This is a genomic window from Kingella sp. SNUBH-2017 (assembly GCF_028680565.1).
GTDB lineage: Bacteria > Pseudomonadota > Gammaproteobacteria > Burkholderiales > Neisseriaceae > Kingella_D > Kingella_D pumchi.
The window spans coordinates 123,723-149,477 of the sequence record NZ_JAPHVK010000002.1 but is presented as its reverse complement, the minus strand read 5'-3'; the positions used below and the strand labels follow the sequence as shown (position 1 = coordinate 149,477).

Annotated in this window: 29 protein-coding genes; 22 read left to right on the top strand and 7 right to left on the bottom strand. The window is 59.7% G+C overall.

Annotated features, from left to right (window positions below):
• Window positions 1-17 precede the first annotated feature (17 nt).
• The 5 genes from OP500_RS03025 to OP500_RS03005 all read left to right on the top strand — a co-directional run bounded on the left by OP500_RS03025 (window position 18) and on the right by OP500_RS03005 (window position 3,359).
• On the top strand, window positions 18-578 hold the full coding sequence (locus tag OP500_RS03025) for a hypoxanthine-guanine phosphoribosyltransferase (protein WP_274070137.1): 561 nt from the start codon (window positions 18-20) through the stop codon (window positions 576-578).
• Window positions 579-686: 108 nt separating this feature from the next.
• Window positions 687-878 (top strand): hypothetical protein, encoded by a 192-nt coding sequence (locus tag OP500_RS03020; protein WP_274070136.1) that lies wholly within the window; start codon window positions 687-689, stop codon window positions 876-878.
• A 169-nt stretch (window positions 879-1,047) separates the two neighbouring features.
• Complete coding sequence (locus tag OP500_RS03015; protein ID WP_238747082.1) at window positions 1,048-1,878, top strand: amino acid ABC transporter substrate-binding protein; 831 nt, start codon at window positions 1,048-1,050, stop codon at window positions 1,876-1,878.
• A gap of 2 nt (window positions 1,879-1,880) precedes the next feature.
• Window positions 1,881-2,597: an amino acid ABC transporter permease gene (locus tag OP500_RS03010; RefSeq protein WP_238747084.1), complete on the top strand. Its 717-nt coding sequence runs from the start codon at window positions 1,881-1,883 to the stop codon at window positions 2,595-2,597.
• A complete protein-coding gene (locus OP500_RS03005; RefSeq protein WP_238747086.1) occupies window positions 2,598-3,359 on the top strand; it encodes an amino acid ABC transporter ATP-binding protein in 762 nt (253 codons plus the stop codon).
• A gap of 695 nt (window positions 3,360-4,054) precedes the next feature.
• Here the strand turns inward: OP500_RS03005 and OP500_RS03000 are convergent.
• Window positions 4,055-4,189, bottom strand: a complete 135-nt coding sequence (locus tag OP500_RS03000; protein WP_255778448.1) for a hypothetical protein — start codon at window positions 4,187-4,189, stop codon at window positions 4,055-4,057.
• Window positions 4,190-4,374: 185 nt separating this feature from the next.
• A complete protein-coding gene (gene pseF, locus OP500_RS02995) occupies window positions 4,375-5,109 on the bottom strand; it encodes a pseudaminic acid cytidylyltransferase (protein WP_274070135.1) in 735 nt (244 codons plus the stop codon).
• A gap of 133 nt (window positions 5,110-5,242) precedes the next feature.
• Between pseF and ttcA the strand changes: the two genes are divergently transcribed.
• Window positions 5,243-6,196: a tRNA 2-thiocytidine(32) synthetase TtcA gene (ttcA, locus tag OP500_RS02990; protein ID WP_238747093.1), complete on the top strand. Its 954-nt coding sequence runs from the start codon at window positions 5,243-5,245 to the stop codon at window positions 6,194-6,196.
• A complete protein-coding gene (locus OP500_RS02985) occupies window positions 6,189-6,914 on the top strand; it encodes a CPBP family intramembrane glutamic endopeptidase (protein ID WP_274070134.1) in 726 nt (241 codons plus the stop codon). Before ttcA ends, OP500_RS02985 begins: the two co-directional genes overlap by 8 nt.
• 223 nt (window positions 6,915-7,137) lie before the next feature.
• On the opposite strand, the gene OP500_RS02980 is transcribed toward OP500_RS02985, so the two are convergent.
• Both OP500_RS02980 and OP500_RS02975 read right to left on the bottom strand, forming a co-directional pair.
• Window positions 7,138-7,872, bottom strand: coding sequence for a transferrin-binding protein-like solute binding protein (locus OP500_RS02980; RefSeq protein ID WP_238747102.1), 735 nt, complete (start codon window positions 7,870-7,872; stop codon window positions 7,138-7,140).
• A 300-nt stretch (window positions 7,873-8,172) separates the two neighbouring features.
• The gene (locus OP500_RS02975; protein ID WP_274070133.1) at window positions 8,173-11,490 is read right to left on the bottom strand and encodes a DUF2339 domain-containing protein; all 3,318 of its coding nucleotides are present in this window, start codon (window positions 11,488-11,490) and stop codon (window positions 8,173-8,175) included.
• 156 nt (window positions 11,491-11,646) lie between these two features.
• Here OP500_RS02975 and OP500_RS02970 point away from each other — a divergent pair, with 156 nt between their 5' ends.
• The 11 genes from OP500_RS02970 (at window position 11,647) to OP500_RS02920 (ending at window position 21,246) form a co-directional block, all read left to right on the top strand.
• The gene (locus OP500_RS02970; protein ID WP_238747111.1) at window positions 11,647-12,522 is read left to right on the top strand and encodes a lysophospholipid acyltransferase family protein; all 876 of its coding nucleotides are present in this window, start codon (window positions 11,647-11,649) and stop codon (window positions 12,520-12,522) included.
• Between the two features lie 66 nt (window positions 12,523-12,588).
• A complete protein-coding gene (locus OP500_RS02965) occupies window positions 12,589-12,777 on the top strand; it encodes a DUF3460 family protein (protein ID WP_238747113.1) in 189 nt (62 codons plus the stop codon).
• A 22-nt stretch (window positions 12,778-12,799) separates the two neighbouring features.
• Window positions 12,800-13,468, top strand: a complete 669-nt coding sequence (locus tag OP500_RS02960) for a class I SAM-dependent methyltransferase (RefSeq protein ID WP_274070132.1) — start codon at window positions 12,800-12,802, stop codon at window positions 13,466-13,468.
• 96 nt (window positions 13,469-13,564) lie between these two features.
• On the top strand, window positions 13,565-14,332 hold the full coding sequence (locus OP500_RS02955) for a tetratricopeptide repeat protein (RefSeq protein WP_274070131.1): 768 nt from the start codon (window positions 13,565-13,567) through the stop codon (window positions 14,330-14,332).
• A gap of 195 nt (window positions 14,333-14,527) precedes the next feature.
• Window positions 14,528-15,424 carry a VirK/YbjX family protein gene (locus OP500_RS02950; protein WP_274070130.1) on the top strand — a complete coding sequence of 299 codons (897 nt, stop codon included), beginning with the start codon at window positions 14,528-14,530 and terminating at the stop codon, window positions 15,422-15,424.
• Between the two features lie 47 nt (window positions 15,425-15,471).
• Complete coding sequence (locus tag OP500_RS02945; RefSeq protein WP_443135138.1) at window positions 15,472-16,020, top strand: hypothetical protein; 549 nt, start codon at window positions 15,472-15,474, stop codon at window positions 16,018-16,020.
• 100 nt (window positions 16,021-16,120) lie between these two features.
• Window positions 16,121-16,771, top strand: coding sequence for a trimeric intracellular cation channel family protein (locus OP500_RS02940; RefSeq protein ID WP_274070129.1), 651 nt, complete (start codon window positions 16,121-16,123; stop codon window positions 16,769-16,771).
• A 164-nt stretch (window positions 16,772-16,935) separates the two neighbouring features.
• Window positions 16,936-18,366 carry an Asp-tRNA(Asn)/Glu-tRNA(Gln) amidotransferase subunit GatB gene (gene gatB, locus OP500_RS02935; RefSeq protein WP_274070128.1) on the top strand — a complete coding sequence of 477 codons (1,431 nt, stop codon included), beginning with the start codon at window positions 16,936-16,938 and terminating at the stop codon, window positions 18,364-18,366.
• A gap of 55 nt (window positions 18,367-18,421) precedes the next feature.
• Window positions 18,422-18,991 (top strand): DJ-1/PfpI family protein, encoded by a 570-nt coding sequence (locus OP500_RS02930; protein ID WP_274070127.1) that lies wholly within the window; start codon window positions 18,422-18,424, stop codon window positions 18,989-18,991.
• A 324-nt stretch (window positions 18,992-19,315) separates the two neighbouring features.
• Window positions 19,316-20,542 (top strand): DUF711 family protein, encoded by a 1,227-nt coding sequence (locus tag OP500_RS02925; protein ID WP_274070126.1) that lies wholly within the window; start codon window positions 19,316-19,318, stop codon window positions 20,540-20,542.
• Window positions 20,543-20,700: 158 nt separating this feature from the next.
• Window positions 20,701-21,246 carry an RNA pyrophosphohydrolase gene (locus tag OP500_RS02920; RefSeq protein ID WP_274070125.1) on the top strand — a complete coding sequence of 182 codons (546 nt, stop codon included), beginning with the start codon at window positions 20,701-20,703 and terminating at the stop codon, window positions 21,244-21,246.
• Window positions 21,247-21,420: 174 nt separating this feature from the next.
• Here the strand turns inward: OP500_RS02920 and hemA are convergent, their stop codons facing one another.
• Both hemA and OP500_RS02910 read right to left on the bottom strand, forming a co-directional pair.
• Window positions 21,421-22,686, bottom strand: coding sequence for a glutamyl-tRNA reductase (gene hemA / locus OP500_RS02915; protein ID WP_274070124.1), 1,266 nt, complete (start codon window positions 22,684-22,686; stop codon window positions 21,421-21,423).
• Window positions 22,687-22,768: 82 nt separating this feature from the next.
• The gene (locus OP500_RS02910; protein WP_274070123.1) at window positions 22,769-22,945 is read right to left on the bottom strand and encodes a hypothetical protein; all 177 of its coding nucleotides are present in this window, start codon (window positions 22,943-22,945) and stop codon (window positions 22,769-22,771) included.
• Here OP500_RS02910 and pdxH point away from each other — a divergent pair.
• The 3 genes from pdxH (at window position 22,944) to OP500_RS02895 (ending at window position 24,459) form a co-directional block, all read left to right on the top strand.
• Window positions 22,944-23,576 (top strand): pyridoxamine 5'-phosphate oxidase, encoded by a 633-nt coding sequence (gene pdxH, locus OP500_RS02905; protein WP_274070122.1) that lies wholly within the window; start codon window positions 22,944-22,946, stop codon window positions 23,574-23,576. The two genes, OP500_RS02910 and pdxH, sit on opposite strands and share 2 nt — an antisense overlap.
• Window positions 23,577-23,634: 58 nt before the next feature.
• Window positions 23,635-23,919, top strand: coding sequence for a DUF3079 domain-containing protein (locus OP500_RS02900; protein ID WP_274070121.1), 285 nt, complete (start codon window positions 23,635-23,637; stop codon window positions 23,917-23,919).
• 102 nt (window positions 23,920-24,021) lie between these two features.
• Window positions 24,022-24,459: an META domain-containing protein gene (locus tag OP500_RS02895; RefSeq protein WP_274070120.1), complete on the top strand. Its 438-nt coding sequence runs from the start codon at window positions 24,022-24,024 to the stop codon at window positions 24,457-24,459.
• 117 nt (window positions 24,460-24,576) lie between these two features.
• On the opposite strand, the gene OP500_RS02890 is transcribed toward OP500_RS02895, so the two are convergent.
• Window positions 24,577-25,035, bottom strand: a complete 459-nt coding sequence (locus OP500_RS02890; protein ID WP_238747195.1) for a hypothetical protein — start codon at window positions 25,033-25,035, stop codon at window positions 24,577-24,579.
• Window positions 25,036-25,231: 196 nt separating this feature from the next.
• Here OP500_RS02890 and greB point away from each other — a divergent pair, with 196 nt between their 5' ends.
• Window positions 25,232-25,720, top strand: a complete 489-nt coding sequence (greB, locus tag OP500_RS02885) for a transcription elongation factor GreB (protein WP_238747197.1) — start codon at window positions 25,232-25,234, stop codon at window positions 25,718-25,720.
• The last annotated feature ends 35 nt before the right edge of the window (window positions 25,721-25,755 follow it).

Below are 25,755 nucleotides of genomic sequence, written 5' to 3'. Positions count from 1 at the left end.
CACAGAAAGGAAACGCAATGAGTGCCGATAAAGAACGCTACTGGCAGGCGATGGCCATGCTCGAATCCGCCGAAGAAATCCACTCGCCCGCCGACTGCCAAAAAGCGCTGGAAGAAATGGCGCGCGCCATCACCGCCGATTTGAGCGAAAGCCACCCGCTGGTGCTGGCGGTGATGGGCGGCGCCGTTGTGTTTGCCGGCCGCCTGCTTCCGCTGCTGCGCTTCCCGCTCGATTTCGACTACATCCACGTCAGCCGCTACGGCGACCAGCTGCAAGGCAGCGACCTGCACTGGCTCTACCAGCCTGAAAACGTCGCCAGCCGCGACATACTGGTGCTCGACGACATCCTCGACGAAGGCCACACCATGCACGCCGTGCGCGAAAAACTGCTGGCCAAAGGCGCCAAAAGCTGCCGCAGCGCCGTATTCGCCGACAAAGCCATCACCAAAAGCAAACCCATCCGCGCCGACTACACCGGCCTGAGCGTGCCCGACCGCTACGTTTTCGGCTACGGCATGGACGCCCGCGGTATGTGGCGCAATCTCGACGCCATCTACGCCCTGGGCGAACAGCCCTAATTCCAATCCGCCGCCGTTTTACTTTTCAGGCTGCCTTTTCTGATGGGAAAGGCAGCCTGAAAAACGAAGCCGCCGGATTCAAACGCACAGCTTAAAGGATGGCAGGACATGACGGATTTGTTTCTCTTGGCGATTGACCTTGTCGCCTTATTGCTTGAATGGACTTTGCGCCTGATTTTCTGGCTGGGGCGCAAACTGGGCTGGATCAAACAAACCGCGCCCAAGCCCACGCGCAAGCAAACGCTTATCGGCGCAATCGTGTTGCTGGCGATATTGCTGACCATCGGGCTGCTGCAGTAAACACGCCCGCGCTGCCGCACCCAAAGCAGCCTGAAAGCAAAGCACAGCCGCCCCGCCCAAACTGCTTATACCCGCTTTTTATAAGGCTTAGATAGCGACAGGCTTTGTGCGCGGCGGCTTTTCCCGTACAATCCCGCGCTTTTCGCATATTGAATACGGAGCGTTATCCATGTTGAAAAAATTTGCCCTGCCGCTTGTATGTTCGCTGGTGCTGGCCGCCTGCGGCGGCGGTTCTGCCGGCGGTGCCGCGGCTTCCGAAGCGCAGCCTGAAACCAAAATCTCCGGCAGCCTGATCGAGCGCATCAACAACAAAGGCAAGATTGTGGTCGGCACCGAAGGTACTTACGCCCCCTTCACCTACCACGACCAAAGCGGCAAACTCACCGGCTACGACGTTGAAGTGGCACGCGCCGTCGCCCAAAAGCTCGGCGTGGAAATCGAATTTAAAGAAACCCAGTGGGACGCCATGCTCGCCGGCCTGAAAGCCGGCCGCTTCGATATGGTGGCCAACCAGGTAAGCCTGACCACGCCCGAGCGCCGCGCCACTTTCGACAAATCGGAAAACTACAGCTGGAGCGGGCCGATGATGCTGGTGCGCGCAGACAATAAAACCATCAAGTCGCTCGATGACATCAAAGGCTTGAAAGCGGCGCAGACTTTGAGCAGCAACTACGGCGAGATGGCGGTGGCCGCCAAGGCCGAAGTGGTGCCGGTGGACGGCATGGCGCAGGCGCTGACGCTGGTGCAGCAAAACCGCGCCGATCTCACGCTCAACGATTCGCTGGCGCTGTTGGACTATCTGAAGAAAAATCCCGATTCCGGCCTGAAAACCGCTTGGAAAGCGGGCGCGGACGACAAACTCGGTTCCGGCCTGATTTTGAACAAGGGCAATACCGAAGCGCTGGCGAAAATCAACACCGCCATCGAAGAGCTGCAGCAAGACGGCACGCTGAAGAAACTCGGCGAAGAGTTTTTTGGTGAAGACGTCAGCGTGAAATAACGATGGTGCACGAATTTCTGACTTCGCTGCCGTTTATGAACGGCACCCGCGCCACGCTGGTGATGGACGCTTTCTGGCCGATGGTCAAAGCCGGCCTGACGGTGTCCGCGCCGCTGGCGCTGGTGTCTTTTGCCATCGGCATGCTGATTGCGGTGGCGGTGGCGCTGATACGGATTATGCCCGCAGGCGGCGTGTTTCACCGCCTGCTGCTGGCGCTGTGCAAAGTCTATATCTCCGCCATCCGCGGCACGCCGCTCCTGATCCAGCTGTGCGTGGTGTTTTACGGCCTGCCGGCGATGGGGATTTTTATCGACCCGCTGCCGGCCGGCATCATCGGCTTTTCGCTGAACGTCGGCGCCTACGGCTCGGAAACTGTGCGCGCGGCGATTTTGTCGGTGCCCAAAGGCCAGTGGGAAGCCGGCGCCTCCATCGGCATGGGCTATCTGCAAACCTTCCGCCGCATCATCGCGCCGCAGGCCTTCCGCGTGGCGGTACCGCCGCTGAGCAACAGCTTTATCAGCCTGGTTAAAGACACTTCGCTGGCCTCCACGGTAACCGTAACCGAGCTGTTCCGCGTTGCCCAGCAGTACGCCAATTCCTCCTACGACTTTCTGCCGGTGTATCTGGAAGCCGGACTGATTTACTGGTGCTTCTGCTTCGTGCTGTTTGTCATGCAGGCGCATATGGAGCGCTACAACAACCGCTTTGTGGCCAAGTAAATGATAGAAATAAAAAACATCCGCAAGTCCTTCGGTAAAAACGACATCCTGCGCGGCATCGACCTGAGCATAGATAAAGGGCAGGTGGTGGTCATTCTCGGCCCATCCGGCTCGGGCAAAACCACCTTTTTGCGCTGCCTGAACGCGCTCGAGCTGCCCGAAGCCGGCGAAATCCGCTTCTCCGAACCCGACGCGCTCAGCATAGACTTCGCCCGCAAGCCCGGTAAAAAAGACATTCTCGCCCTGCGCCGCAAATCCGGCATGGTGTTCCAGCAATACAACCTGTTTCCGCACAAAACCGCGTTGGAAAACGTTATGGAAGGGCCGGTGCAGGTGCAGGGCGTAAGTGTGGCCGAAGCCCATCAGCAGGCGCTGGTGCTGCTGGAAAAAGTCGGGCTTTCCGGCAAAGAAACGCTGTATCCGCACCAATTGTCCGGCGGCCAGCAGCAGCGCGTCGGCATCGCCCGCGCCCTCGCCATCCGCCCGCGGCTGATGCTGTTTGACGAGCCGACCTCCGCGCTCGATCCCGAGCTGGTGCAGGGTATTCTCGCCACCATGAAAGAACTCGCCGCCGAAGGCCGCACCATGGTCGTCGTTACCCACGAAATCAAATTCGCCCTCGACGTGGCCGATACCGTGGTGGTAATGGACGAAGGCGTAATCGTCGAGCAGGGCGCCCCGCAAGAGCTGTTTGCCAACCCGCAGCACGAACGTACCCGCCGCTTTCTCAGCCGCATCGGCGGCGGCGCAACGGCGGAATAAATCCCGTCCAAACCATAAAAAGCAGCCTGAAAACCGTTTAACGCGGCTTTCAGGCTGCTTTTTGCTGCTTCAGCTTTACTGAAACTTAGCTCACGTTTTTAGCTTCGCAACTTTGCTGCGCGACGCAGGCTGCCTTCTGAAAACCGTTCAACACGGCTTTCAGGCTGCCTTCATGTGCTTCAGCCTTGCCGAAACTTACGCCGCTTGCTTTCAGGCTGCCTTTCCAAGCGATCTTAAAAGCAGCCTGAAACGCCGAGACTCCCTCCCCTGCGCCCCAGCGCGGGGGAGGGCTGGGGTGGGGGTGGCGTTTCGCAGAAACGCTGTGCCTCCCCGCTGTCAAAGCCACCAAAGCCACCGTCCCAGACGCCGTCATTCCCGCGTAGGCGCACTACTGTCCGGAATAAATAACCCATACAAATCAACACACTAAACACTTGACTTCAAAACAACACCCCCTGCATCCGCGCCAGTTCAAGCCGTTCCCGCCCATAGGCGAGTATTTTTAAGCGGCAGATGCCGTTTTATGGCGAAAAAGCCGTCAAAATGTTAATTGCCAACACACCCTGAAACCAGCGGCTCTTTGCCCGGACGGCTGACGGTGATGCGGCACGGGCTTTTTCCATGCGCTTGTCTTCGCGCTGCAAATCGGCTTCGAGCGCGTCTAATCGGGCGAGCAGGGCTTTAAGATGTTTGACTTAGGGCGGTGCGGGCTGCCACAGGCTTTTGTCGGCACTGCCTTTGGCCAAACGGTCAATGCCCATATCGGCCAGCGCGCGGGCGTCGGTTTTGTCGGTTTTGTGCAGATTGTCCGAACGGATGTATGCCGCCATACCGGTGGGTAAATCGCGAGTTTACCCTGGTGGGGAGATACAAGGTCGAATACTTGTATCCGACATTTTCCGTTTCTGCTCGAATGCCGCCTTTGCAGCCGGCTGTTTGTCGGATTCGAGAATCTGACCTACGCGGTTTCAGGCAGCTTTGGCTTTCAGGCTGCCTTTTGTATTGCCGCTGCGTTTTAGCCACCGCTTTCCTGCAGCAGGCGGTACAGCATTTCGGCGCGCTGCCAGTCTTCGGGGGTGTCGATGTCCTGCACGCGGTAGCGGGGCAGTCCGACGGCGTAGGCGCGGCTGTTGAATATTGGTTTTTCCGCCAGCCAGGCGGCGGCGCGTCCCCAGTAGAACTGGCCGGCGTCGTGCCAGGCTTCTTCTAAATCCTGCGAGCGCACGGCGAAGTTTTCCGGTTGGAACATCGATACCGAACCGTCGGCGGCGCGGCGCAGGGCGCGTTGGATGGGGAAGGCGTAGGTGGTGGCGGCAAAGGCGTAGTCGCCGCCGCTTTCGTGCAGGATGTCGAGTCCGCGGCGCAGATCGTCGGCGCACACGAAGGGGGCGGTGGCATACAGGCAGCAGACCAGGGCGTCCGGTACCGGTGCGTTTTCAGGGCAGTCTGAAAGGCTTTCAGGCTGCTTTTCATCCAGTAGGGCGGCGACGGCGTGGCGCATCACTGCGCCGGTGGTGGCGAAATCGTCGGCCAGTTCGGCGGGGCGCACAAAGGGCGTTTCGGCGCCGCAGCGGCGTGCGGTTTCGGCGATTTCGGCGTCGTCGGTGGAAACGATAATGCGCGCAAAGCAGCCTGAAAGCTGCGCCGCTTCGATGGAGCGGGCGATCATCGGCCGGCCGCAGAAGTCTTTGATGTTTTTGCGGGCGATGCGTTTGCTGCCGCCGCGTGCGGGAATGATGCAGAAGTTCATAAGTGGGCTTTTTTAGTGTGGCGCCGCGGTTTCAGGCTGCCTGAAAGCGGCAAAGGGCGGATTGTAGCCGATGGCTGTGTTTTGCGGCGGCCGTCGCGATATAATTGCGGCTTTTTGCGCAAAGAACCCTGCCATGTCCAACAAAAGCAAAACCGAACTGGAACACAATAAACTGCACAAACGCCTGCGCCACGCGGTGGGCGATGCGATTAACGATTTCAATATGATCGAGCCGGGCGACAAGATTATGGTCTGCCTCTCCGGCGGCAAAGACAGCTACGCGCTCTTGGACATCCTGCGCCACCTGCAGGCGTCCGCGCCGATTGATTTCGAGCTGGTGGCGGTTAATCTCGACCAAAAACAGCCGGGTTTTCCCGAAGAAGTGCTGCCGACTTATCTGGAGAGCATCGGCATGCCTTATAAAATCGTTGAGGAAGACACTTATTCCACCGTTAAGCGCGTGCTCGACGAAGGCAAAACCACCTGCTCGCTGTGCAGCCGCCTGCGCCGCGGTATTCTCTACCGCACCGCCAAAGAGCTCGGCTGCAGCAAGATCGCGCTGGGGCATCACCGCGACGACATTATCGCCACCATGTTTCTGAATATGTTTTACGGCGGCAAACTCAAAGCCATGCCGCCGAAACTCGTTTCCGACAACGGCGAGCATATCGTTATACGCCCGCTGGCGTATGTGAAGGAAAAAGACCTGATCCGCTACGCCGAAATCAAGCAGTTTCCGATTATTCCGTGCAATCTGTGCGGCTCGCAGCCGAATCTGCAGCGCCAGGTAATCGGCGAGATGCTCAAAGACTGGGACAAGCGTTTCCCCGGCCGCATTGAGTCTATGTTTTCGGCGCTGCAAAACGTGGTGCCTTCCCATCTGGCCGATACCGAGCTGTTTGATTTTGTCGGGCTGCAGCGCGGCCAAAACTTGAAACACGGCGGCGATCTGGCCTTTGACAGCGAAACCCTGCCGACTTCGTTTGAAGTGGCCGGTGCCGCTGATGAAGCGGAGCAGTCCAAACCGCAAGCAAAACGGGTAATCAATATCTTGGACAACCGACCGAAAGCCGCCGCGCATGAATAAATTCAGACCCGTGATGGAGCTGCTGCTACTGGCAGCGGCTTATTTTGTCGGCCTGGCGTTTGTGATCGGGCTGTTTGTCGGCTTCAACCAGGCGCTGGGCGTGGCACAATGGCAGATGCTGTCGCGCTACACGCTCGAAGGGTGCGAAACGCTGCTGTTTCTCGCCGCCGTTGTCTGGCTGACCGTTCTCTGCCGCCGCTGCTACCGGCGTCTTTTGGATGCGCACGGTGTGTTGCCGAAGGCAGACACCGTTGGGCGCAAACGCAAGGCCGCCATCATGGCGGCGGGGCTGGTGCTGATGCTGGCGATCAATCCGCTTTACGAAGTGTTCAGCGGCTGGCTGGGGCAGCAGGCCACCACCGACAGCCTGCAAAACCAGCAGATGCTTACCCAGCTGCTCGCCCAGCTGCCGCTGCTGATGCCGGTTTATATCGTGTTGGCGGCGCCGCTGCTGGAAGAATTGCTGTTTCGCGGCCTGTTTTTCCACAGCTTCGGCAGCCCGCAAACGCGCGCCAAGCGGCTGGCGCTGCTGCCGGTTTCCGCCTTTGCCTTCGCCTGCCTGCATGCGCTGCCGGTGAGCATGGAGTTCGCACCGTATTTCGCCATGGGGCTGGTGCTCGGCGGCGTGTACCTTTGCAGCCGCGATTTGCGCTGCAGCATAGCGGTGCATGTGGCGAACAATCTGATTGCGCTGCTGATGCTGTACGCCGGCGCGTAGGCCGGAATGGTTTTCAGGCTGCCTTTGGGAAACAAGGGCAGCCTGAAAGTTTTTGTACTGTTTTGCAGGACGGGCGCGCGCTATTGTTCGATACAAAGCAGGATTTTTGCCTGTGCGGACGCAATGAAAACGGAAAAACCAAAAAGTATAAACGAACGCAAGCGCAAAATATTTCAGGCTGCCTGACACAGAGACAGGCAGCCTGAAAATCTAAGACGGGCGCTTATTGCTTTTGCGCGCCGAATACACCGGTTATATCGCCTTTTTTATAGGAGCCGGCCACTTCGGCAGCGTTGTTGCCGTAGAAACCGCCTTCGCTGTAGGTTTTATCGGCGGCAGTACCGCTGAAGCGGTTGCCTTTGATATCGGCGTTGATTTGGTAGGTTTCGTTGGCTGCGCCGGTCAGTGTGCCGGTCAGCTTGCGGGCACCGAAATCGGCAGTCAGTTCAGCCGAATTTTTTCCGCCTTGGAAGCCGGCACCTTTGCCGTCGGAGTTCATATGCAGGCCGCTGTATTTGAATTGGCCGCTGGTGGGCATATTGGTGGTTTCGACACCGTGGACAAAAGGTGTCCGATTATTGACTGATTTTCCGGCAAAACCAAAACGTACGCTGCTGTATGTGGTGCCGCCGACGGCATAATTGCCGTTGCTGTTGTTATTATTGAACCAGGTTCCGGCACGGAGACCTGTCAGGCTGATGGTTACGCCGCCAACGGTCAGTTTATCCAGCTGACTGGCTTGGACAGATTTGAAATCGGTAGCGGTGTTTTTGCCGATATTGGCATTGCCGCCGTTATTGTTGTTGGCATTGCCGTTGTTGTTTGCATTGTTATTATTGTTATTCGGCACGGTATTGTTGGCCGAAGTGTTGGGGCTGCTGCTGCCACCGCCGCCGCCACAGGCAGAAAGTACAAGGGCAGTGGCGCCGATCAGGGCGGCAAGAGTGGTTTTTTTCATAGTTTTCTTCCTTAATCTTTATCGGATGTTTTGAAACGTTTTCCGGCGTTTGCCGGTCAAGGGGCGCAAATTATAAGTGAAGACTCTAAATCCGGCAAATTTTTTACGCTGCGATAACCCCTTGCATTTTTGTTTACCGCCTGTGCCCTGCGCCCAAATGCCACAAGCAGCGGCAGGGGCGGTGCTTGCGCGCATTTTTCAGGCTGCCTTGGCGGGGCAGCCTGAAAGATTTAAGCGGGGCAAAACGCTTTCAGGCTGCCTGAAAATATCGGGCAGCCTGAAAGTGCGGTTGGTGCGTGTTCAGGTTTCATCTTTGGGCGGCACCGGTGCGAACCAGCCTACCAGCAGCAACAGCAGGCCGACAACGATAAAGGAAACGATGCGGGCGATGCCGCCGCTGTTGCCCAGTTCGACCAAAAACAGCTTGGCCACCACCACCGCCATTAGGGCGGCGCCGCAAAACCAGAGCGGACGGATGCCGCGGCGGTGGCCAGAAGTCATCAGGGCGATGGCCGAGAGCGCCCATACAATCGACAGGCTGGCCTGCAGGCCGAAGGAAGCGAGCAGGGTGTCGAGCTGCCAGACAACGCCGCCGTAAAAATGCCACAGACGCATCACTGCGGCGCTTAGGGCGTAAAGCGCGGCGGCGGCGAAAACGGCATAGACGGGGCGGCGGTTTTCGGCATCGTCCAACCAATGATCGCGGCTCTGCCAAGCAAAAGCAAACAGCGCCAGTTGCGGCAGCTCCAGCAGGTTCAGCAACGGCAGGTAGGAAGCGGATTCGGCGGGCTGGCGCCAGTTGGCCCACAGCAGCCACAGCAGCGCGAAAGACGCCAGCGCGGCGCCGGCAGCCGGACGGTAGAGCGCGTCATAGCGCGGCGGCGTGTGCCGGCGCAGCGCGTAAAGCAGCAGGGCGCCGGCAAACGGTGCGGCCAGCCAGCCTGCAGGCTGCCAGGCGGCGGGCAGGTGTTCTGCGGCGGCAAGACCGCTAAAGCGTGTCCACAGCGCCAGCGGCACGGCGAGCATCAGACCGTGCCAAAGCAGACCGTTTTCACGGCGCTCAAAACGCTGCGGCGCGGTAATCCAGACGGCAGCGGCGCTGAAGGCAGACAGCACGATCAGACCCGGCAGCAGACCATGCTGCGCCCAGACGGGAATGCGCGGCCACAGCACGGCGCCCAAAAGCGGCAGCAGCACCAGCGCGGCTTGGCGGGCATGGCGCCAGTCCGACTGCCGGCCGGCGGCAGCCAGCAGCAAAAAGGGCAGCATCTGCAGCAGCAGCGCGGTATCCGGACTGCCCCAGGCGTCGCCAAAGCGGGCGATGGCGGCAAAGGCAGTCGGCAGCGCGCACGCCAGCAAGAGCGCGGCGCAAAGGTTTTCAGGCTGCTTTGAATGGGTAATTTCACGACCGCTGCGGTGCCGATTATGGTTTTCAGACTGCCCTTCATCGGCGCTGGCAAACAGCAGATAGGACGCGGCGGCCAGCACGGCGGCGGCAAAGACGGGCGGCAGCAGCGAAGAAGAAGTCTGCCACAGCAGCGCCGGCCAGGACGGTTGGCCAACGGACTCGGACGGGACAGTGCCGGCAATGGCTTCGACTAAAACCAGCCCACCGTAAAACACGGCCGCCGCCGGCAGCATTTTGGCATCGAACCGACGGCGCAGCCATGCGGCGGCCAGCGCCAGCAATGCGACCGCCAGCATAAAGCCGCGCGGGGCAAACAGCTCGCGCGCCAACAGCGGCAGCAGCAGAACCACCGCCGCCATTGCCGCGGTTTGCAAATTGCGCTCCCAGCGCGCCGCAGGCAGCCTGAAACCATAAAAAGCACCGCATACCAGCATGCCGCCTCCGGCTGCGGCGGCCAGCGCCACCGCCGGCGAAGCGCTGTCTGCGGCAAACACGCTGTCCAGCGCCTTCAGGGCGACGGCCAGATACAGCAGCAGCGCGGCCAGCCGCACATGCGCCAGCCGCTGCTTGCGCGCGAAAAAGTAGGCCAGCGCCGCTTCCAATGCCCACAACGACACGGTTTGCGCGCGCCCGAAAGCCAGCGGCACCGCCAAAGTGGCAAACAGCGCGGCCAGCGCGGCAAAAGCCTGCGCCAGCACGGCAAACGCGCGGCTGCCGCGCCACAGCACCAGCGCAAACAGGGCGTAAACCGCGGCAAACAGCAGCGCCGCTGCCGCCGGCTTGAGCGGCGCGCCCGCAGCCAGCATCGCATACTGCAGCTGGAAAGCGGCAAAGGCGCTGCCAAAGAGCAGGGCGCTGTCGAGCATGCCCACCCGCCACAGGCCGCGCAGCAGCGCCTGCCACAGCTGGGCCAGTGTGGCATCGTCGGGCGGGGTACCGTCATCGTCATCGTTCTGTAAGGCGTTTTCCTGATCCAGCAACACGCGGCGGGCAAACAGGCAGGCAATCAGGGTGTAAAGCAGCCAGTGGTAGAGCAAAAAGGCTTCAGCCGAAGCAAACAGCTGCGGGCGGTAATCGTGGATGCCCCACGAAACGGCAATCAGAAAGCTGCCGCAAAAGCCGGCCAAATTCAGGCTGCGCCACGATTTGAACCACGCCATCAACGCCACGCCGGCATTGAGCAGCGCCAGATAGGAAAACAGGAAAACGTGGCTGCCGCGGCCGTCGGCGAGCAGCAGCGGCGCCGCCATGCCGCCGGCCAGCGCCACCAGCGCCAGAATTTCGGCGTCCTGCAGCAGCGCCAGCATCGCCATCGCCAATACCAGCGCCACCATCAGCACCAGCGCCGCATCCGCCGGCAGCAGCGGATGCAGTTTGACCGCCGCCAGTGCGGTCAGATACATCACCGCGATGCCGAAGCCCTGCAGCACCAGCCCGTATTCGCGGCGTTGGCGCTGCAGCTTCCAGCCGGTGAGCGCTGCCGCCAGCCCGGCCGCTGCCACCGCCAGATAGCGCACGCGCACCGGCAGGTGGATGTGTTCGGAAGCAAAGCGCAGCAGGAAAGCCAGTCCGAGAAACAGCACCACCACGCCGGCTTTGAGCAGCGGATTGCCTTTAAGAAACCAGGCGAGTATCGGGTTGGGCGCGTCCGCATCCGCTGCCGTATCCGTGGCCGTTTTGCGCCGGCGCACGATAATTTTCCCATTGCCGCCGCGTACCGGCGCCGTGCCGGAAGGGGCAGGGCGGACAGGGCTTTCAGGCTGCCTGAAAGTGTTTTGCGCCCTGCCGGCATCGGTTTCGATTTCGGCTTCGGTAGGGGCAGCCTGAAACGCCGCTGCGGGGGCGGCATCCGCCGGCACTTCGGGACGGACGGGCGGCGGCGTCTGCAGCGGGCGCGGCGCGGCGGCGGGTGTTTGCTCGGGCAGCGGGTTTTCAGGCTGCCTGAAGTCTGCCGCTGGCGGCGGCGCGGCAAAACCGCTGTACCGCTGCGACTGCTGCAGCTCTTTCAGCTGCCGCTGCAGACGGCCGACCGTCAGCTCCAGCCATTCGACGCGCTCGCGCAGCGAGTTTTCTTCATCCTGCGTTTCTTGGCGGCGCAGCGCCAGAAACACCGCAGTGACCAGCGCCGCGGCAAAGCCCAGTTGGAACAGGCCGACGGCGGAAAATACCAGTAGCGGCAGCAATACCAGCAACAATGTACGCGCAATCATCTCAGTCTCGGCAAGGCAGTTGTCGATGGCGGCTATGCTACGGAGATTCGCCGCAGGCGGCAAGCCGGCGCGGTGCTGCCTGTATCTTTCAGGCTGCCTGCTGCGGCCGCGTGCTACAATCCGCGCTTTTTTATCCGCTATTGTTCGCCGCCGATAATGCAGACCCTTGTTTTTTTCCTGTTCCGCCTGCTGGCCGCGCTGCCGCTGCGCCTTTTGCACCTGCTGGGTGCTTTGCTGGGCACGCTGCTGTTTTATTGTTCGCGCGAAAACCGCGAGCGGGTGCGCGAAAATCTGGCGGTTGCCGGCTTGGACAGCGGCGATGCGATGGTGAAAAGCGTGCTGCGCGAAACCATGAAAGGCGGCATCGAATTGCCGGTGGCGTTTTTCAGGCAGCCTGAAAGCATTGCCACGCTGTTTGTGCAAACCCACGGCTGGGAGCATATCGAAAGCGCACTGGCGCAGGGGCGCGGACTGCTGCTGCTCACCCCGCATCTGGGCAGCTACGATCTGGCCGGCCGCTACATCAGCGAGCGCCTGCCCTTTGCGCTGACGGCGATGTACAAGCCGCCCAAAAGCGCGCTGCTCGACAGTGTGATGCAGGCCGGGCGCGTGCGCGGCAAGGGGCGCACCGCGCCGGCCAGCCTGCAGGGCGTCAAGCAGGTGATGCAGGCGCTCAAGGCCGGCGAAGCGACCATCGTACTGCCCGACCATGTGCCCGACCCGCAGGAAGGCGGCGGCGTATGGGTGCCGTTTTTCGGCAAACCGGCCTACACCATGACGCTGGCGGGCAAGCTGGCGCGGCTCGATAATGTGGAAACCCTGTTTTTCTGCGGCGAGCGCCTGCCCAAAGGTCGCGGCTTCGCGCTGCACATCGCCCCGCTTTCAGGCTGCCTGAACGGCGATAAGGTACACGATGCACGGCTGGTTAATGAAAACGTCGAAGCCTGGGTGCGCCGTTTCCCCGCCCAATACCTGTTTGCCTACAACCGCTACAAACACCCCGCCGGCGCCCCCGAGCGCCCGCCGCAGTAGCCGCCGCCGGCGCATTCCACTATAATCGCGCCCGCAGCCAAACCGCCATATCCAAAGGAAAAAATTATGTACGACTACCAATCCGAAGCCACCAAGTTTCTCAACAACTACATCGAAGAGCATCCCGAAGAAGCGCAGCAGCGCCTGGTCAACCGCAACCTGCTGTGGGATGTCGAACTCAATCCCGAAGATGAAGCCGACTACGCCGCCGCCAAGCTGGCGAAAAAGCCCTATACCTATTATCAGATGGACTAAACGCGCGCAGGCAGCCTGAAAAATGTCCGTCCACACCCCGCCGTTTGATGCCGAACTTTTGGCCTATCTGCGCCGCCACAGCCGCGCCGAGCATCCGCTGCTGGCGCAAATCCGCCGCGAAACCGCCGGCCACCGCATGGGCAAAATGGCGATCGCGCCCGAGCAGGCCGAGATGCTGGTGTGGCTGGCGCGTTTGATCGGCGCCCGCCGCTACTTGGAAATCGGCGTTTTTACCGGCTACAGCAGCACCGCCGTTGCGCTGGCGCTGCCCGAAGACGCGCAGCTGGACTGCTGCGACATCAATGTCAGCTTTACCGAACACGCCCGCCGCTACTGGCAGGCCGCCGGCATCGAACACAAAATCCGCCTGCATCTGCAGCCGGCGCTGATCACGCTTGAGCAGCTGCTCGCCGCCGGCGCCGGCGAAAGCTACGATCTCGCCTTTATCGACGCCGACAAAGAACCCACCCCGCAATATTACGAGCGCTGCCTGCAGCTGGTACGCCGCGGCGGCATTATCGCCATCGACAACATCCTACTCGGCGGCCGCGTTGCCCGTCCGCTGCAAAGTGATAGCCCGCCGGCCGTTGCCGTGCTGCAGCAGTTCAACGCCGATCTTGCCCAAGACGCGCGCGTGCTGCCGCTCACCCTGCCGCTGGGCGACGGTCTGACCCTGCTGCAAAAACTGTAGACAGACCGCGCGGCAGCCGCCTGCCGGCACCGCGCCATCCGCATCCGAACATGGCAGCCTGAATGTTCAGGCTGCCTAAACTTGTGTCCAGATACCATGAATATCCTTACCCGTTTTTCCTTACTGATTCCTGCCGTGCTCGGCGCCTGCGCGCTGCCTGCCGCCGTTGTGCCGCAGGCGCAGCCGTCTGCACAGACTGCCGCAGAGAGCACCGAAACTGTTGCCACCGCCCCGCGCCCCGAGCCGCTGCCCTATCCGGAAGCCGATGCCGGCGAGCGGATTGCCGCGCTCGAGCGGCAGGTGGAAATGCAACAGCAGCAGCTGGAAGAGCTGCGCCGCCAGATCAAGCAGTGGGAGCAAAAAGATAAAGATCAGAAAGACAAGGAAAAAGATAAAGAAAAAGACGGCAAAGACAAAGAAACCGCCGCTCCGCCGCCACGCAAAACGCACCGCAATGCGCCGTCTGCTGCCCGCCAAGCCGCCGTTCAGGCTGCCCCCGCCCGCGACAACAGCTGGGAGCGCGCCCAGCAGCAGTTCCGCCAAGGCCAGTACCAAAGCGTGCTCGCCACCCTGCGCGGCGCCGACAACGGCGGCGACGGCAGCCCGCAGGCCGCCCGCCGCATGTATCTGCTGCTGCAAAGCCACCAGCGGCTGAACAACTGCCAGTCCGTTATCCACATCGGCCAGCGCTACGCCGGCCTGTTTGCCGCCAGCCCGCAGGCCGGCGAAGCGCTGTACGCCGTCGGCCAATGCCAGTGGAACATCCAGCAGCAGGACATCGCCCGCGACACCTGGCGCCGCCTGATCCGCACTTACCCCGACAGCGCCGCCGCCCGCCGCGCGGCGGAAAAAGTGCGCCGCTAACGCCGCCCGCACGATAAGGCAGCCTGAAAACGAATCCGCCACGGCAAAACGTTTTCAGGCTGCCTGAAAGCCGTTTGGCATCCCGCTGTTTTGCATTGCGGCCATACACCAATAAACCCGAAAGCAGCCTGAAAACACACCAAGCCGCCTGCCCGCCGCAGACGGCTGCCACAACCACCCGATTTCCCACCCGTCATGTCCAAGCCCTTTGTTTTTCCCGACTACCGCGCCGTGTACAACTTCGCGCCCAAATACCGCGACCAGCACCTGAAATTTGCCCTGCGCAAACTGCTGGCACGGCGGCAGGTGCGCGCGTTTGAAGCCTTTGTCAATTCGTCGCCCGTGTATCAGGATTTTTTCGCCACCCGAGTACAAGACGCTTATCCGCTGCTGCACGCCTTTATCGACAAGCGTTTTAACACCGATAAGCGCCTGGCCGCCATGCAGTACGATCTGATCGCCGCCGAGCGCCATTTTGGCCGCAAGCTGCTGGCGCAAATGGGCGAAGCACGCCCGCTGCATGTGATCGCCAGACTTACGGATGACTTGACGCTTTGTCTCAACCGCAACGACAACTGCGTTGATGAAGGCATGTGGTCGCTGTCGCTGCGCGACGGGCAGCAAAACCGCCTGTATATGGCCACCTTCGCCTTTGTGCCGCAGGGCTTGCTGGCCGCTTCGGTGCAGGGGCCGGCGGGCGAAGAAGCCAAAGACACCGTGCGCCGCCTGACCAAGCAGCTCCACGGTCTGCGCCCGCAGCAGCTGATGGCCGCCGCTTTCCAGTATCTCGCCGCCGCACTCGGCCTGAGCGCGCTGGGCATCGCCCACGACCATCAGGCCAAGCTGCGCTGGAAGCTGAAAAAACGCGTGAAAATGAATTACGACCAATACTGGCAGGAATCCGCCGCCGTATTGGGCGACGACGGCTACTGGCATCTGCCCGCCGCGCCGCAGCGCAAGGAAATGGACGAAATCGACAGCAAAAAACGCTCGATGTACCGCAAGCGCTACCAAATGCTCGATCAGGCCGAAGCCGAGATGCGGGCGTTTTTCAGGCAGCCTGAAACGGAAACCGAACCAAGCGATAGTTAAGTAGGTCGGATTCTTGAATCCGACATCCTTCTAAAAATATATTGATTTTGAACAGCACCATGTTGTTACACAGACGCGAACATATCCAGCGTTTATTCTCAATGTTTATTACCAACCAAAGATTTGATACGCCATTTGATGTTGGTAATTACGATGGGGGATTAAATTTTTTAGGTGTGTTGGGACAAGTTAAAGTCCATGAGATAGAAAATCGTACTGCGACACTTTGTTTTGAATGGAAAGGTGCGGTTTCCGAACCCAAAGCAAAGGATGATTACAAGGACTTAAAACCTAATGTTCTCTATGATTTCAATGGTTCGGGTAATCATTTTGACAATCCCGATCCCCGTTATTTGCTGCCTGTGGGTTCAAGTGGTTTGATTTTAAAATCAATAGTGATAGATGATGAAAATGAGTTATTGAGACATTGGCTGCTAAGAAAAGGGTTTTATTATCGGACTTATCAATGGATAAAAAAGATGCCATTGATACGAAATTATCTATTGTCAAAGGCATGGCATGAGATTTATGAATTAAATAAATTATGTCGCGCAGGAACTTTTGTTATCTCCATTTCACACAAAGATAAAATTTAGCTGATTCAGCCTTGCTTTTTATCTAAGATCAAATACTTTCAGGCAGCCTGAAAACCGCCGGATACCGCTATCCGGCTTACACCAAACCATACAAAAAACCATGACCACTACCGACCTTATCAACATTATCGGTACCATCGCTTTTGCCATTTCCGGCTATCTGGTGGGCTACGGCAAGCGGCTGGACGTACTCGGCGTTGTGATTACCGCTCTGCTGACCGCCATCGGCGGCGGCATGATGCGCGACGCGCTGGTCGGCCATATTCCGCAGGTGTTTTTGCGCACCGACGCGCTGATTGTGGTGTTTGCCACGCTGGCGGCGGCCTGGCTGTTCCGGCTTGAGCGCCGCCGCCGTGCCGCGCTGACCGCCGCGTTTATCGTTGCCGATGCCATCGGCCTGGCCGCGTTCAGCATTACCGGCGCGCAGGTCGGCGTGGCGCTGCATTTAAACCTGTTCGGCGTGGTGGTGTTGGCGTTTGTTACCGCCGTCGGCGGCGGCATTGCCCGCGATATTCTGGTCAACAAAGTGCCGATGATTCTGCGCTCGGATCTGTACGCCAGCATCGCCATCCTAATCGGCATCCTGATGTATCTGCTGGCCAAAGCCGGCTGGAGCAACGCGCTGACGCTCAACGCGCTCTTTATCGGCGGCTGCCTGCTGCGCTTAACCGCCTACCGTTTCCACTGGCAGCTGCCGGGTTTTCAAAACCGCCACCGTGAGCAAAGCCGGCAGGATAAGGGCGCTGCTTAAGCGGACGGACAAGCTTTTTCAGGCTGCCTGCGGCTAGGGCAAATCGAAAAAACGGGCAAAAGGCTGATAAAATGCGCGCCGATATTGCCCCTATTTTTCAGGCTGCCTGCCGCTTTGCCGGCAGACTGCGCCCACTCCAAAATTTTCATGCAGAAAGACCACCTATGACCTGGGAAACCGTAATCGGATTGGAAATCCACGTCCAACTCAACACCAAATCCAAAATTTTCAGCGGCGCGAGTACCGCCTTTGGCGCCGAGCCCAACGCGCATGCCAGCGTGGTGGAATGCGCGCTGCCGGGCACGCTGCCGGTGATGAACCGCGAAGTGGTGGAAAAAGCGATTAAGCTCGGCTTGGCGCTGAATGCCAAAATCAACCAGAAAAACGTGTTCGACCGCAAAAACTATTTCTATCCCGACCTGCCCAAAGGCTACCAAATCAGCCAGTTGGACTTGCCGATTGTCGAGCACGGCAAGCTGGAAATTGTCGTGGGCGACGAAGTGAAAACCATCAACGTAACCCGCGCCCACATGGAAGAAGACGCGGGCAAATCGGTGCACGAAGGCTTGAACGGCGCCACCGGCATCGACCTGAACCGCGCGGGTACGCCGCTGTTGGAAGTCGTTTCCGAACCAGAAATGCGTTCCGCCGCCGAAGCAGTTGCCTATGCCAAAGCGCTGCACGGTTTGGTTACTTGGCTGGACATTTGCGACGGCAATATGGCGGAAGGCTCGTTCCGCGTCGATGCCAATGTGTCGGTGCGCCTCAAAGGGCAGGCGGAGTTTGGCACGCGCCGCGAGATTAAGAATCTGAATTCGTTTCGCTTTTTGGAGCAGGCGATTAACTACGAAGTGGAAGCGCAAATCGAGATTTTGGAAGACGGCGGCAAGGTGCAGCAGGCAACCATGCTGTTTGACCCCGACAAGGGCGAAACCCGCGTGATGCGCCTGAAAGAAGACGCGCACGACTACCGCTATTTCCCCGATCCCGACCTGTTGCCCGTCATCATTTCCGACGAACAACTGCAAAAAGCCCGCGAGCAGATGCCCGAGCTGCCCAAAGAAATGGCGGCGCGTTTTGTCAACGAATTGGGCGTAAGCGAATACGATGCGCGCCTGCTTACCGCCAGCCGCGTTCAGGCTGCCTATTTCACCGAAGCCGCCAACGCCAGCGGCCAGGGCAAGCTGGTTGCCAACTGGATGAATGGCGAATTGGCGGCGACGCTGAACCGCGAAGGCTTGGAGCTGGCGCAAAGCCCGATTACCGCGGCGCGGCTGGCTGCGCTGGTGGGCAAAATCGCCGACGGCACATTGAGCAGCAAGCTGGCGAAAAAAGCCTTTGAAGCGATGTGGGCGGAACCCGAAGCCTCCATTGCCGAAATCATTGAAAAACACGGTTTGCAACAAATGACCGATACCGGCGCGATTGAAGCCATGGTGGACGAAGTGCTGGCAAACAACGCCAAAGCCGTGGAACAATTTAAATCCGGCAACGAAAAAGCCCTGAATGCGATTGTGGGACAAGTGATGAAGGCCAGCAAAGGCAAAGCGAATCCCGCGCAGGTGCAGGAATTGGTTAGAGCGAAGTTGGGGTAAATTAAAGTGCAGGCTGCCTGAAACCGTTTTTTTAACTACATACAAGGAAAATTCTATGAAAACTGTCGCTATTATTCTCTTGGAACAGTTTGCCGACTGGGAAGCCGCTTTGCTGGCTCCCGCTTTACAACAATTTGCCGGCTATACTGTCTGCTACGTTTCCACCGACCGAAATCCGAAAACATCCATGGGCAACCTTCGCGTGCAGCCCGATTTAACCTTAGACGAACCACTGCCTGATGCCGCCGCTCTGATTCTAATCGGCGCAACTCAATCGTGGCGGGACTTGTCCGATGAAAACCGTCTGAAAATCGCCAAATTGGCTCATGCGTTTAAGCAGCAGGGCAGGATTGTGGGCGGAATTTGCGACGGTGCCTATTTTCTTGCTGACAACGGCCTGCTGAACGACTGCCGCCATACTGCCAATAGTTTGTCCGAGATTGCCGATTTACCCGGATACACCAACCGGCAAGCCTATGTGGAAACCAAGCGCGAAGCTGTGCGAGACGGCAGCGTCATCACTGCCAACGCCATGGCTTTTGCCGATTTTGCTATCCAAATTTTGTCTGCCTTGGGTGATGTTTCTGAAGACCTCATCGCCCAATGTAGGGAAATGTGGCAGTAGTCAAAGTAGCGTGGGCACTTGCTGCCCACGCATTTATTTCAGGCAGCCTGAAAACCAACATTAGAGCTTACGCAGCCGTTTCCCAGCAAAACGCCGCCGCAATGCCGAATGCCGACAGACTTAAAGGCAGCCTGAAAGCGCAGCTTCGGCGTAACCAAAACGGGAAAATGCGTTTCAGGCTGCCTTTGCCGATACGGAGCAGGGCGCAGTAAGCACCGTTTTATCCCACACCAAAAGCAGCCTGAAAACCGTAAAACCATTTTCAGGCTGCCTTAATCTCAACTGTTTATCCACTCCATCAAACCCAGAAAGCGAACTATCTCCATGAACCTGCAATCCCCCGATCTGTGCCGCGTCCGCGCCATTACTACCTTTACCACGCTCACGCCCGACGCGCAAAGCTGGCAGCGCGTGCTGGCGGATGCCAAACGCCAATGCGACCGCCTGGCCGACGCCTTTGCACAGGCAGGCTACACCGTCCAATCCGTGCGCATTGTCGCCAACCCGTTCGGCGAATATTTGGACACCGCCAGCCCCGAATCTGCCAAACAAGGCTTGGCACGCATCCGCGACATTCTCGGCAGTCTCAACCAAAACGGGCTGCGCATCCGCTTTGCCATCGGCGAAGCCCGCAGCGCCGCCGAAATCGCCCTGCTGCCCGAGCTTATCCGCGACTACGGTGACCTTGCCAACGCCTGCGTCAACGTCGCCGCCGACGAAAACGGGCTGCCCGACAGCGCACAAATAGAGCATTGCACCGCCGCCGTGCAGCAAATCGCCCGCATCACCCCGCGCGGCGAAGGCAATTTCAACTTCACCGTCAATTTCAACTGCGCGCCGCTGATTCCCTACTTCCCCGCAGGTTACCACCGCGGCGCAGACGGCGACTGCATCGTTGTCGGCTTGGAAACACCCGACCTGCTCGCCGCCGCCATCCGCAGCATCGCCGCGCCGCCCGCCGACCAGTCCGCCTTTCTTCAGGCTGCCTACACCGCCATGCGCCAAGCCCTGCAATACCACGCCGACGCCGTGCAAGCGGTTATCGCCGCCACCACCTTGGACGGAAACTGGCGTTACGCCGGCATGGACACCTCCGCCGCCCCCGCCAAAAACTGCACCTCCATGGCAGAAATCTACCGCCTGCTGCGCGTGCCGCATTTCGGCGCGGCAGGCAGCATAGAAGCCTCCGCCCTGCTCACCCGCGTGTTCAAAACGCTGGAAAACGTCCGCGCCGTCGGCTTTTCAGGGCTGATGCTCGCCGTAACCGAAGACAGCGGCCTCGCCCAAGCCAGCCGAATCCCCAGCTTTGACCTGCGCGCCCTGCTCACATACAGCAGCGTCTGCGGCATCGGGCTGGACACCGTGCCCATCCCCGGCGACACCCTAGCGCACAAAATCCACGCCCTGATGCGCGACACCGCCGCCCTGGCGTTCCGCCTGAACAAACCGCTCACCGTGCGCCTGTTCCCCGTGCCCAACCTGAAAGCCGGCGACATCACGCAGTTTGAAAGCAGCGATTTGTGCAACTGCGCGGTGCTGGCGGTGGATTAGGCAGCCTGAAAAGCCGTTTGCCGTTTTCAGGCTGCCTTGCCGATGGCGCTGTCTGATGCTGCCGGTTTGGCTTGGATACTGGCGCCGGCCGCTTTATCCCGCGCCCGATTTATGGGAAAATCGCCCCCTTTTTTAATGCCATCACGCGAAAGGCAGCCATGCTGGACAGAGAAGGTTACCGGCCGAACGTCGGCATCATTCTGACCAACCAGGACAATAAAGTGTTCTGGGGCAAGCGCCTGCGCGAGCAGTCGTGGCAGTTCCCCCAAGGCGGCATTAAGCCCGGCGAAAGTCCGGAAACGGCGATGTACCGCGAGCTGCTCGAAGAAGTCGGCCTGCTGCCGCACCATGTGCAGATTCTCGGCCGCACGCGCGACTGGCTGCGCTACGACGTGCCGGGAAACTGGGTGCGGCGCGAATGGCGCGGCGCCTACCGCGGCCAGAAGCAAATCTGGTTTTTGCTGCGGCTGACCGGCCGCGAGAGCGACGTCCACCTGCACGCCACCAGCCATCCCGAGTTCGACGACTGGCGCTGGCACGAATACTGGGCGCCGATAGACGAAGTGATCGAGTTCAAACGCCGCGTATATCAGGGCGCGCTAACCGAGCTGTCGCGCTTTTTGGTCGGGCTGGAGAGCTTTGGCGAGTACTACGGCAGGATGTGGGACGAAAAAAAACGCCGCCAGGCCGAGCAGCAGCAGTAATGGTGTTGGCGGGCAAAGCAGCCTGAAAACCGGTAAAGCGGGTTTTCAGGCTGCTTTTTATCTGACGGCTGTGCGATTTGTTGGGAGCGGCGCAGGGTCTTGCCGCTCGGCGGCAAAAAAAGCAGCCTGAAAAACTTTCAGGCTGCTTTGACGCGTGGTTTGCGTTCTCTTTTGTTATTCGGTGTGTGTGTTGGCGCCCTCGTTCAAGCGGTAAACGTGGGTTAGCGCGCTGATCAGGTGTTTGTCTTGCGCTTCGGCCTTGTTTAGGGCGCGGGTGGGTGAGTGCAGCAGTTTGTTGGTGAGCTGGACCGACAGGCGCTCGAGCACTTCTTCGGGGGCGGTGCCTTTGGCCAGCTGGCGCATGGCGTTTTCCAAAACCTGACGGCGGGCGCGTTCGCCTTCTTGGCGCAGGGCGCAGATCAGCGGTACGCGCTGGCGGCTTTGCTGCCATGAAATAAAGTCGGCCACTTTTTGCGCAACCAGCGCTTCGGCGGTTTCGGCGGCGCTGCGGCGGGCTTCGCGACCCTGCTCGACGGCGGCGGTCATATCATCGACGGTAAACAGGCTGATACCTTCGACCTGCGCGGTTTCGGCTTCGATATTGCGCGGCACCGCCAAATCGAGCATAAACTGGCGGCGGCCGCTGCGCTCAGTCATAGCGCTTTCGGCCATTTCGCGGGTAATCAGCGCGTACTGCGAGCCGGTGCAGGCGATTACGGCATCGTAGCGGTGGAGTATCTGTGGCAGGCTTTCCAGCGTGGTGGCTTCGAGATTGCCTTCGAGCTTGGCACACAGCGCTTCGGTGCGCGCCAGTGTGCGGTTGGCAATGGTCAGAAGACGCGGGCGGGCGGCGGAGAAGTAGGCGGCAACCGATTCGACCATTTCGCCGGCGCCGACAAACAGCACGTTCAGGCCGCTAATGTCGCCGACGGTGTTTTCCACCATGCGCACGCTGGCCGAAGCCATTGAGACTACGTTGTCGCCGACGCCGCTGCGGCTGCGCACTTCTTTGGCGGCGGAAAAAGTTTTCTGAAACAGCGAATTGAGCCAGGTTCCCAAGCTGCCCTGCGCTTCAGCGGTGCGCACCGCTTCTTTCATCTGGCCGAGAATCTGCGGCTCGCCCAACACCATGCTGTCCAAACCGGAAGCGACGCGAAAAGCGTGGCGGATGGTTTCGCTGCAGCCGTAAACGTAAAGATAGGGGCGCAGCGCTTCAACGGAAACGCCGCGGTGCTCGGCCAGCCAGCCGATAACCATCTCAGCATCGCCCACGCAGTAAAGCTCGGTGCGGTTGCAGGTGGAAAGAATCACCGCTTCGGCGGCGGCACGGCCGTTCAAGTCGCGGACGGCATCCGGCAGTATCCCCGCGGGGAAAGCCAGTTTTTCCCGAATGTGCAGCGGGGCGGTCTGGTGGTTGAGGCCGATAACGGTGAGTTTCATGGCGGTGGTCTGTAATTTTGGGTAAAACTTGGGCGCGATTATAGCAAAAAATTACTGACATACAAAAAAATTTAGTTTTTAACTATAAATAGGAATCGTTATTATTTAACTTAATTTTCAAAACCCTGCATTCATGCGCTTTGCCGCGGCAGATGCAATGCAGCGGCGGCAGGACTATAATGCGCGCCGCCATCCCATTTTGTCTTTCAGGCTGCCGCATCCGCAGCCGCAAGGCAGCCTGAAAAAGGAGTTCGAGCATGGATCTGCACCATATCCGCGAGGATTACAGCAAACAGGAATTATCGGAAAGCCAATGCAGCGACAGCCCGTTTGAGCAGTTTGAACGCTGGTTGGATGAGGCGGTTAAGGCCGAAGCGAACGAGCCGACAGCGATGAACGTCGCCACCGTCGGCGCCGACGGCCGTCCCAGCGCGCGCATGGTGCTGCTCAAGGAAGTGAACCGCAACGGCTTTGTGTTTTTCAGCAATTATTCCAGCCGCAAAGGGCAGGCGCTGGCGGCGCACCCCTTTGCCGCGCTCACTTTTTTCTGGCCGGAACTCGAGCGGCAGGTGCGCGTGGAAGGGCGGGTGGAACAGCTGCCGGCGCACGAGTCCGACGCCTATTTCGACAGCCGCCCCTACGCCAGCCGCGTCGGCGCGTGGGCGAGCGAGCAGAGCACGGTGATTTCCGGCAAGGCGGTACTCTTGGCGCGTGCCGCCGCCATCGGCGCCAAACATCCGCTGAAAGTACCGCGCCCGCCGCATTGGGGCGGCTACATCATCCTGCCCGACAGCATCGAATTCTGGCAGGGCCGCCCCAGCCGCCTGCACGACCGCATCCGCTACCGCAGCGAAAACGGCGCATGGATTAAAGAGCGGCTGGCACCCTGACGCATATATCCGCCGGCGGCCGTTTTCAGGCTGCCTGCATCCGAAGCAAACTACCGCTATGGCCAAAAAATTCCCCATCCATCCGAAAAATCCTGAACGTATCTGCTGGGGCTGCGAAAAATACTGCACCGCCGCCGATCTGCAGTGCGGCAACGGCTGCGAGCGCATCCAGCACCCCATCGAAACCGACGGCCCCGAGTGGTATAAAAACGGCGACTGGAGCAATCTGCTGAGCGAGAAGCAGCAAATCGAGCTGGGTCTGAAACCGGCACCCGCTGCCGCGCCAAGCGCCAAACCGCATATCAAGCTGCCCCTGCCGGGTAAAAAGAAAGAAACCGTTTAAACGGTTCGCCTGCCGCCTAGGGCAGCCTGAAACAGCGTTTTTCCCTTTCAGACTGCTTGGGGCAATCAAGATTTTTTCTGCAACCGAAACGGAGGTAACACCATGCCTGTAAAAACCTTATCCGCTATCACCGCTGCGCTGCTGCTGGCCGCCTGTACCACCGGTGATTGGTCCGGTGGCGGCCAGCCGTCGCTCAAGCAGGTTTGGCAGCTGCGCCATCTGCCCGGTATTACCGATGCCCGTGTGGCCGAAGTCGGCGGCACTTTGGATTTGCGCAAGCTGCCGCAGGCGCATGCCAAAATGGGCTGCAACGGCATCAGCTTTGATGTCCAGACCGATATCAGCGGCACCTTCCGCCCCAGTCCCGGCGTCAGCACCCTGATGTATTGCGACGGCCGCATGGATCTTGAGCAGCGTTTCAACCGCCTGATCGAAGAGATTGGCGCCGACGGCCGCTACCGCATCGAAAACGGCCGCCTGTTTCTCGGCAAGCCCGGTCAGGAAATGGTGTTCGAGCCGGCCGATAAAGCCGCGCAGTAAGCCCGTTTGCCCTTTTCAGGCTGCCTAAAAGCAAAGCAGCCTGAAAAATGGCAGTCTCCGCCAAACAACAAAACGCCCGCCCCGAATTTCCGGAGCGGGCGTTTTTATGCAGACGGTTCAGCAGTCGCGGGCGGTAACGCGGGCGGGTGCGGTCAGCATTTTGCCGTTGGTGGTGAAGATGCGGTATTCGATGGCGTAGCGGCCGTGCACCATCAGATCGCGCAATTCGCGGTTGTGACAGGTTTCCTTGCGGATGTCGCGGCGGTACACCGCTTCCAGCTGGCGGCGGCGCGCCGGATCGACCTTGCGCACGTCGTGGTAGTTTTTCAGCACCATCGAATAAACGAAAGTATCGTCCGCGGCGCGGTAGCTGATGTCTTTAACGCGGATATCGCGGTTTTCGATGCTTGCTTTTTCATGGCGGAAACGGCGGGCGACGTCGCGGCCGACCGCATCGCGCTGGGCGGCAGTCATCGACGCCATATCGCGCTTGAGCTGCGGCGAAGCACCGCTGCGGCAGCCTGAAACGGCCAGCAGCGCGGCGGCACTAAGGATAAGGGGAAGGCTTTTTTTCATGGCAGACTCCTGACGGGGGAAGGATCAAACAACGGCGCGCGGCGCCAAAACAGGATGTGCATGTTTTCAGGCTGCCTTTTGTGGTTGTGCTGCGGCAGCCGCGGCGCGCAGTTTACCGCGCGGCAGCCGCACCTTACAATACGCCGCATCCGTTTTCAGGCAGCCTGAAAGCGCTTTGCAAACAGGAAAAGGCAAGATGTCCGCACACAAAAACTATATGACGCCAGCCGGCTGGCAGGCTTTGAAAGACGAATTGTTCCAGCTGGTGAACAAAGAGCGCCCCGAAATCGTGCAGGTGGTGAACTGGGCAGCTTCCAACGGCGATCGCAGCGAAAACGGCGACTATCTCTACGGCAAGCGGCGGATGCGCGAAATCGACCGCCGCATCCGTTTTCTCACCAAGCGGCTGGAAGCGGCCGAAGTGGTCGATCCCGAAAACCGCGAGGCTACCGACCAGATTTTTTTCGCCGCCACCGTAACCATCGAGCGCGGCGACGGCAGCGAGCAGCAGGTGAGGATTGTCGGCGAAGACGAAATCGACGCCGCCAAACACAAAATCTCGTGGAAATCGCCGCTGGCGCGCGCGCTGATCAAAGCCCGCGAGGGCGACGCGGTCTGGCTGCACACGCCGCAGGGGCGCGAGCAGATCGAGATTCTGGCGGTGGAATATGTGCGGATAGACTGAAATGCCGCGCCGCAAAGGTTTTCAGGCTGCTTGGA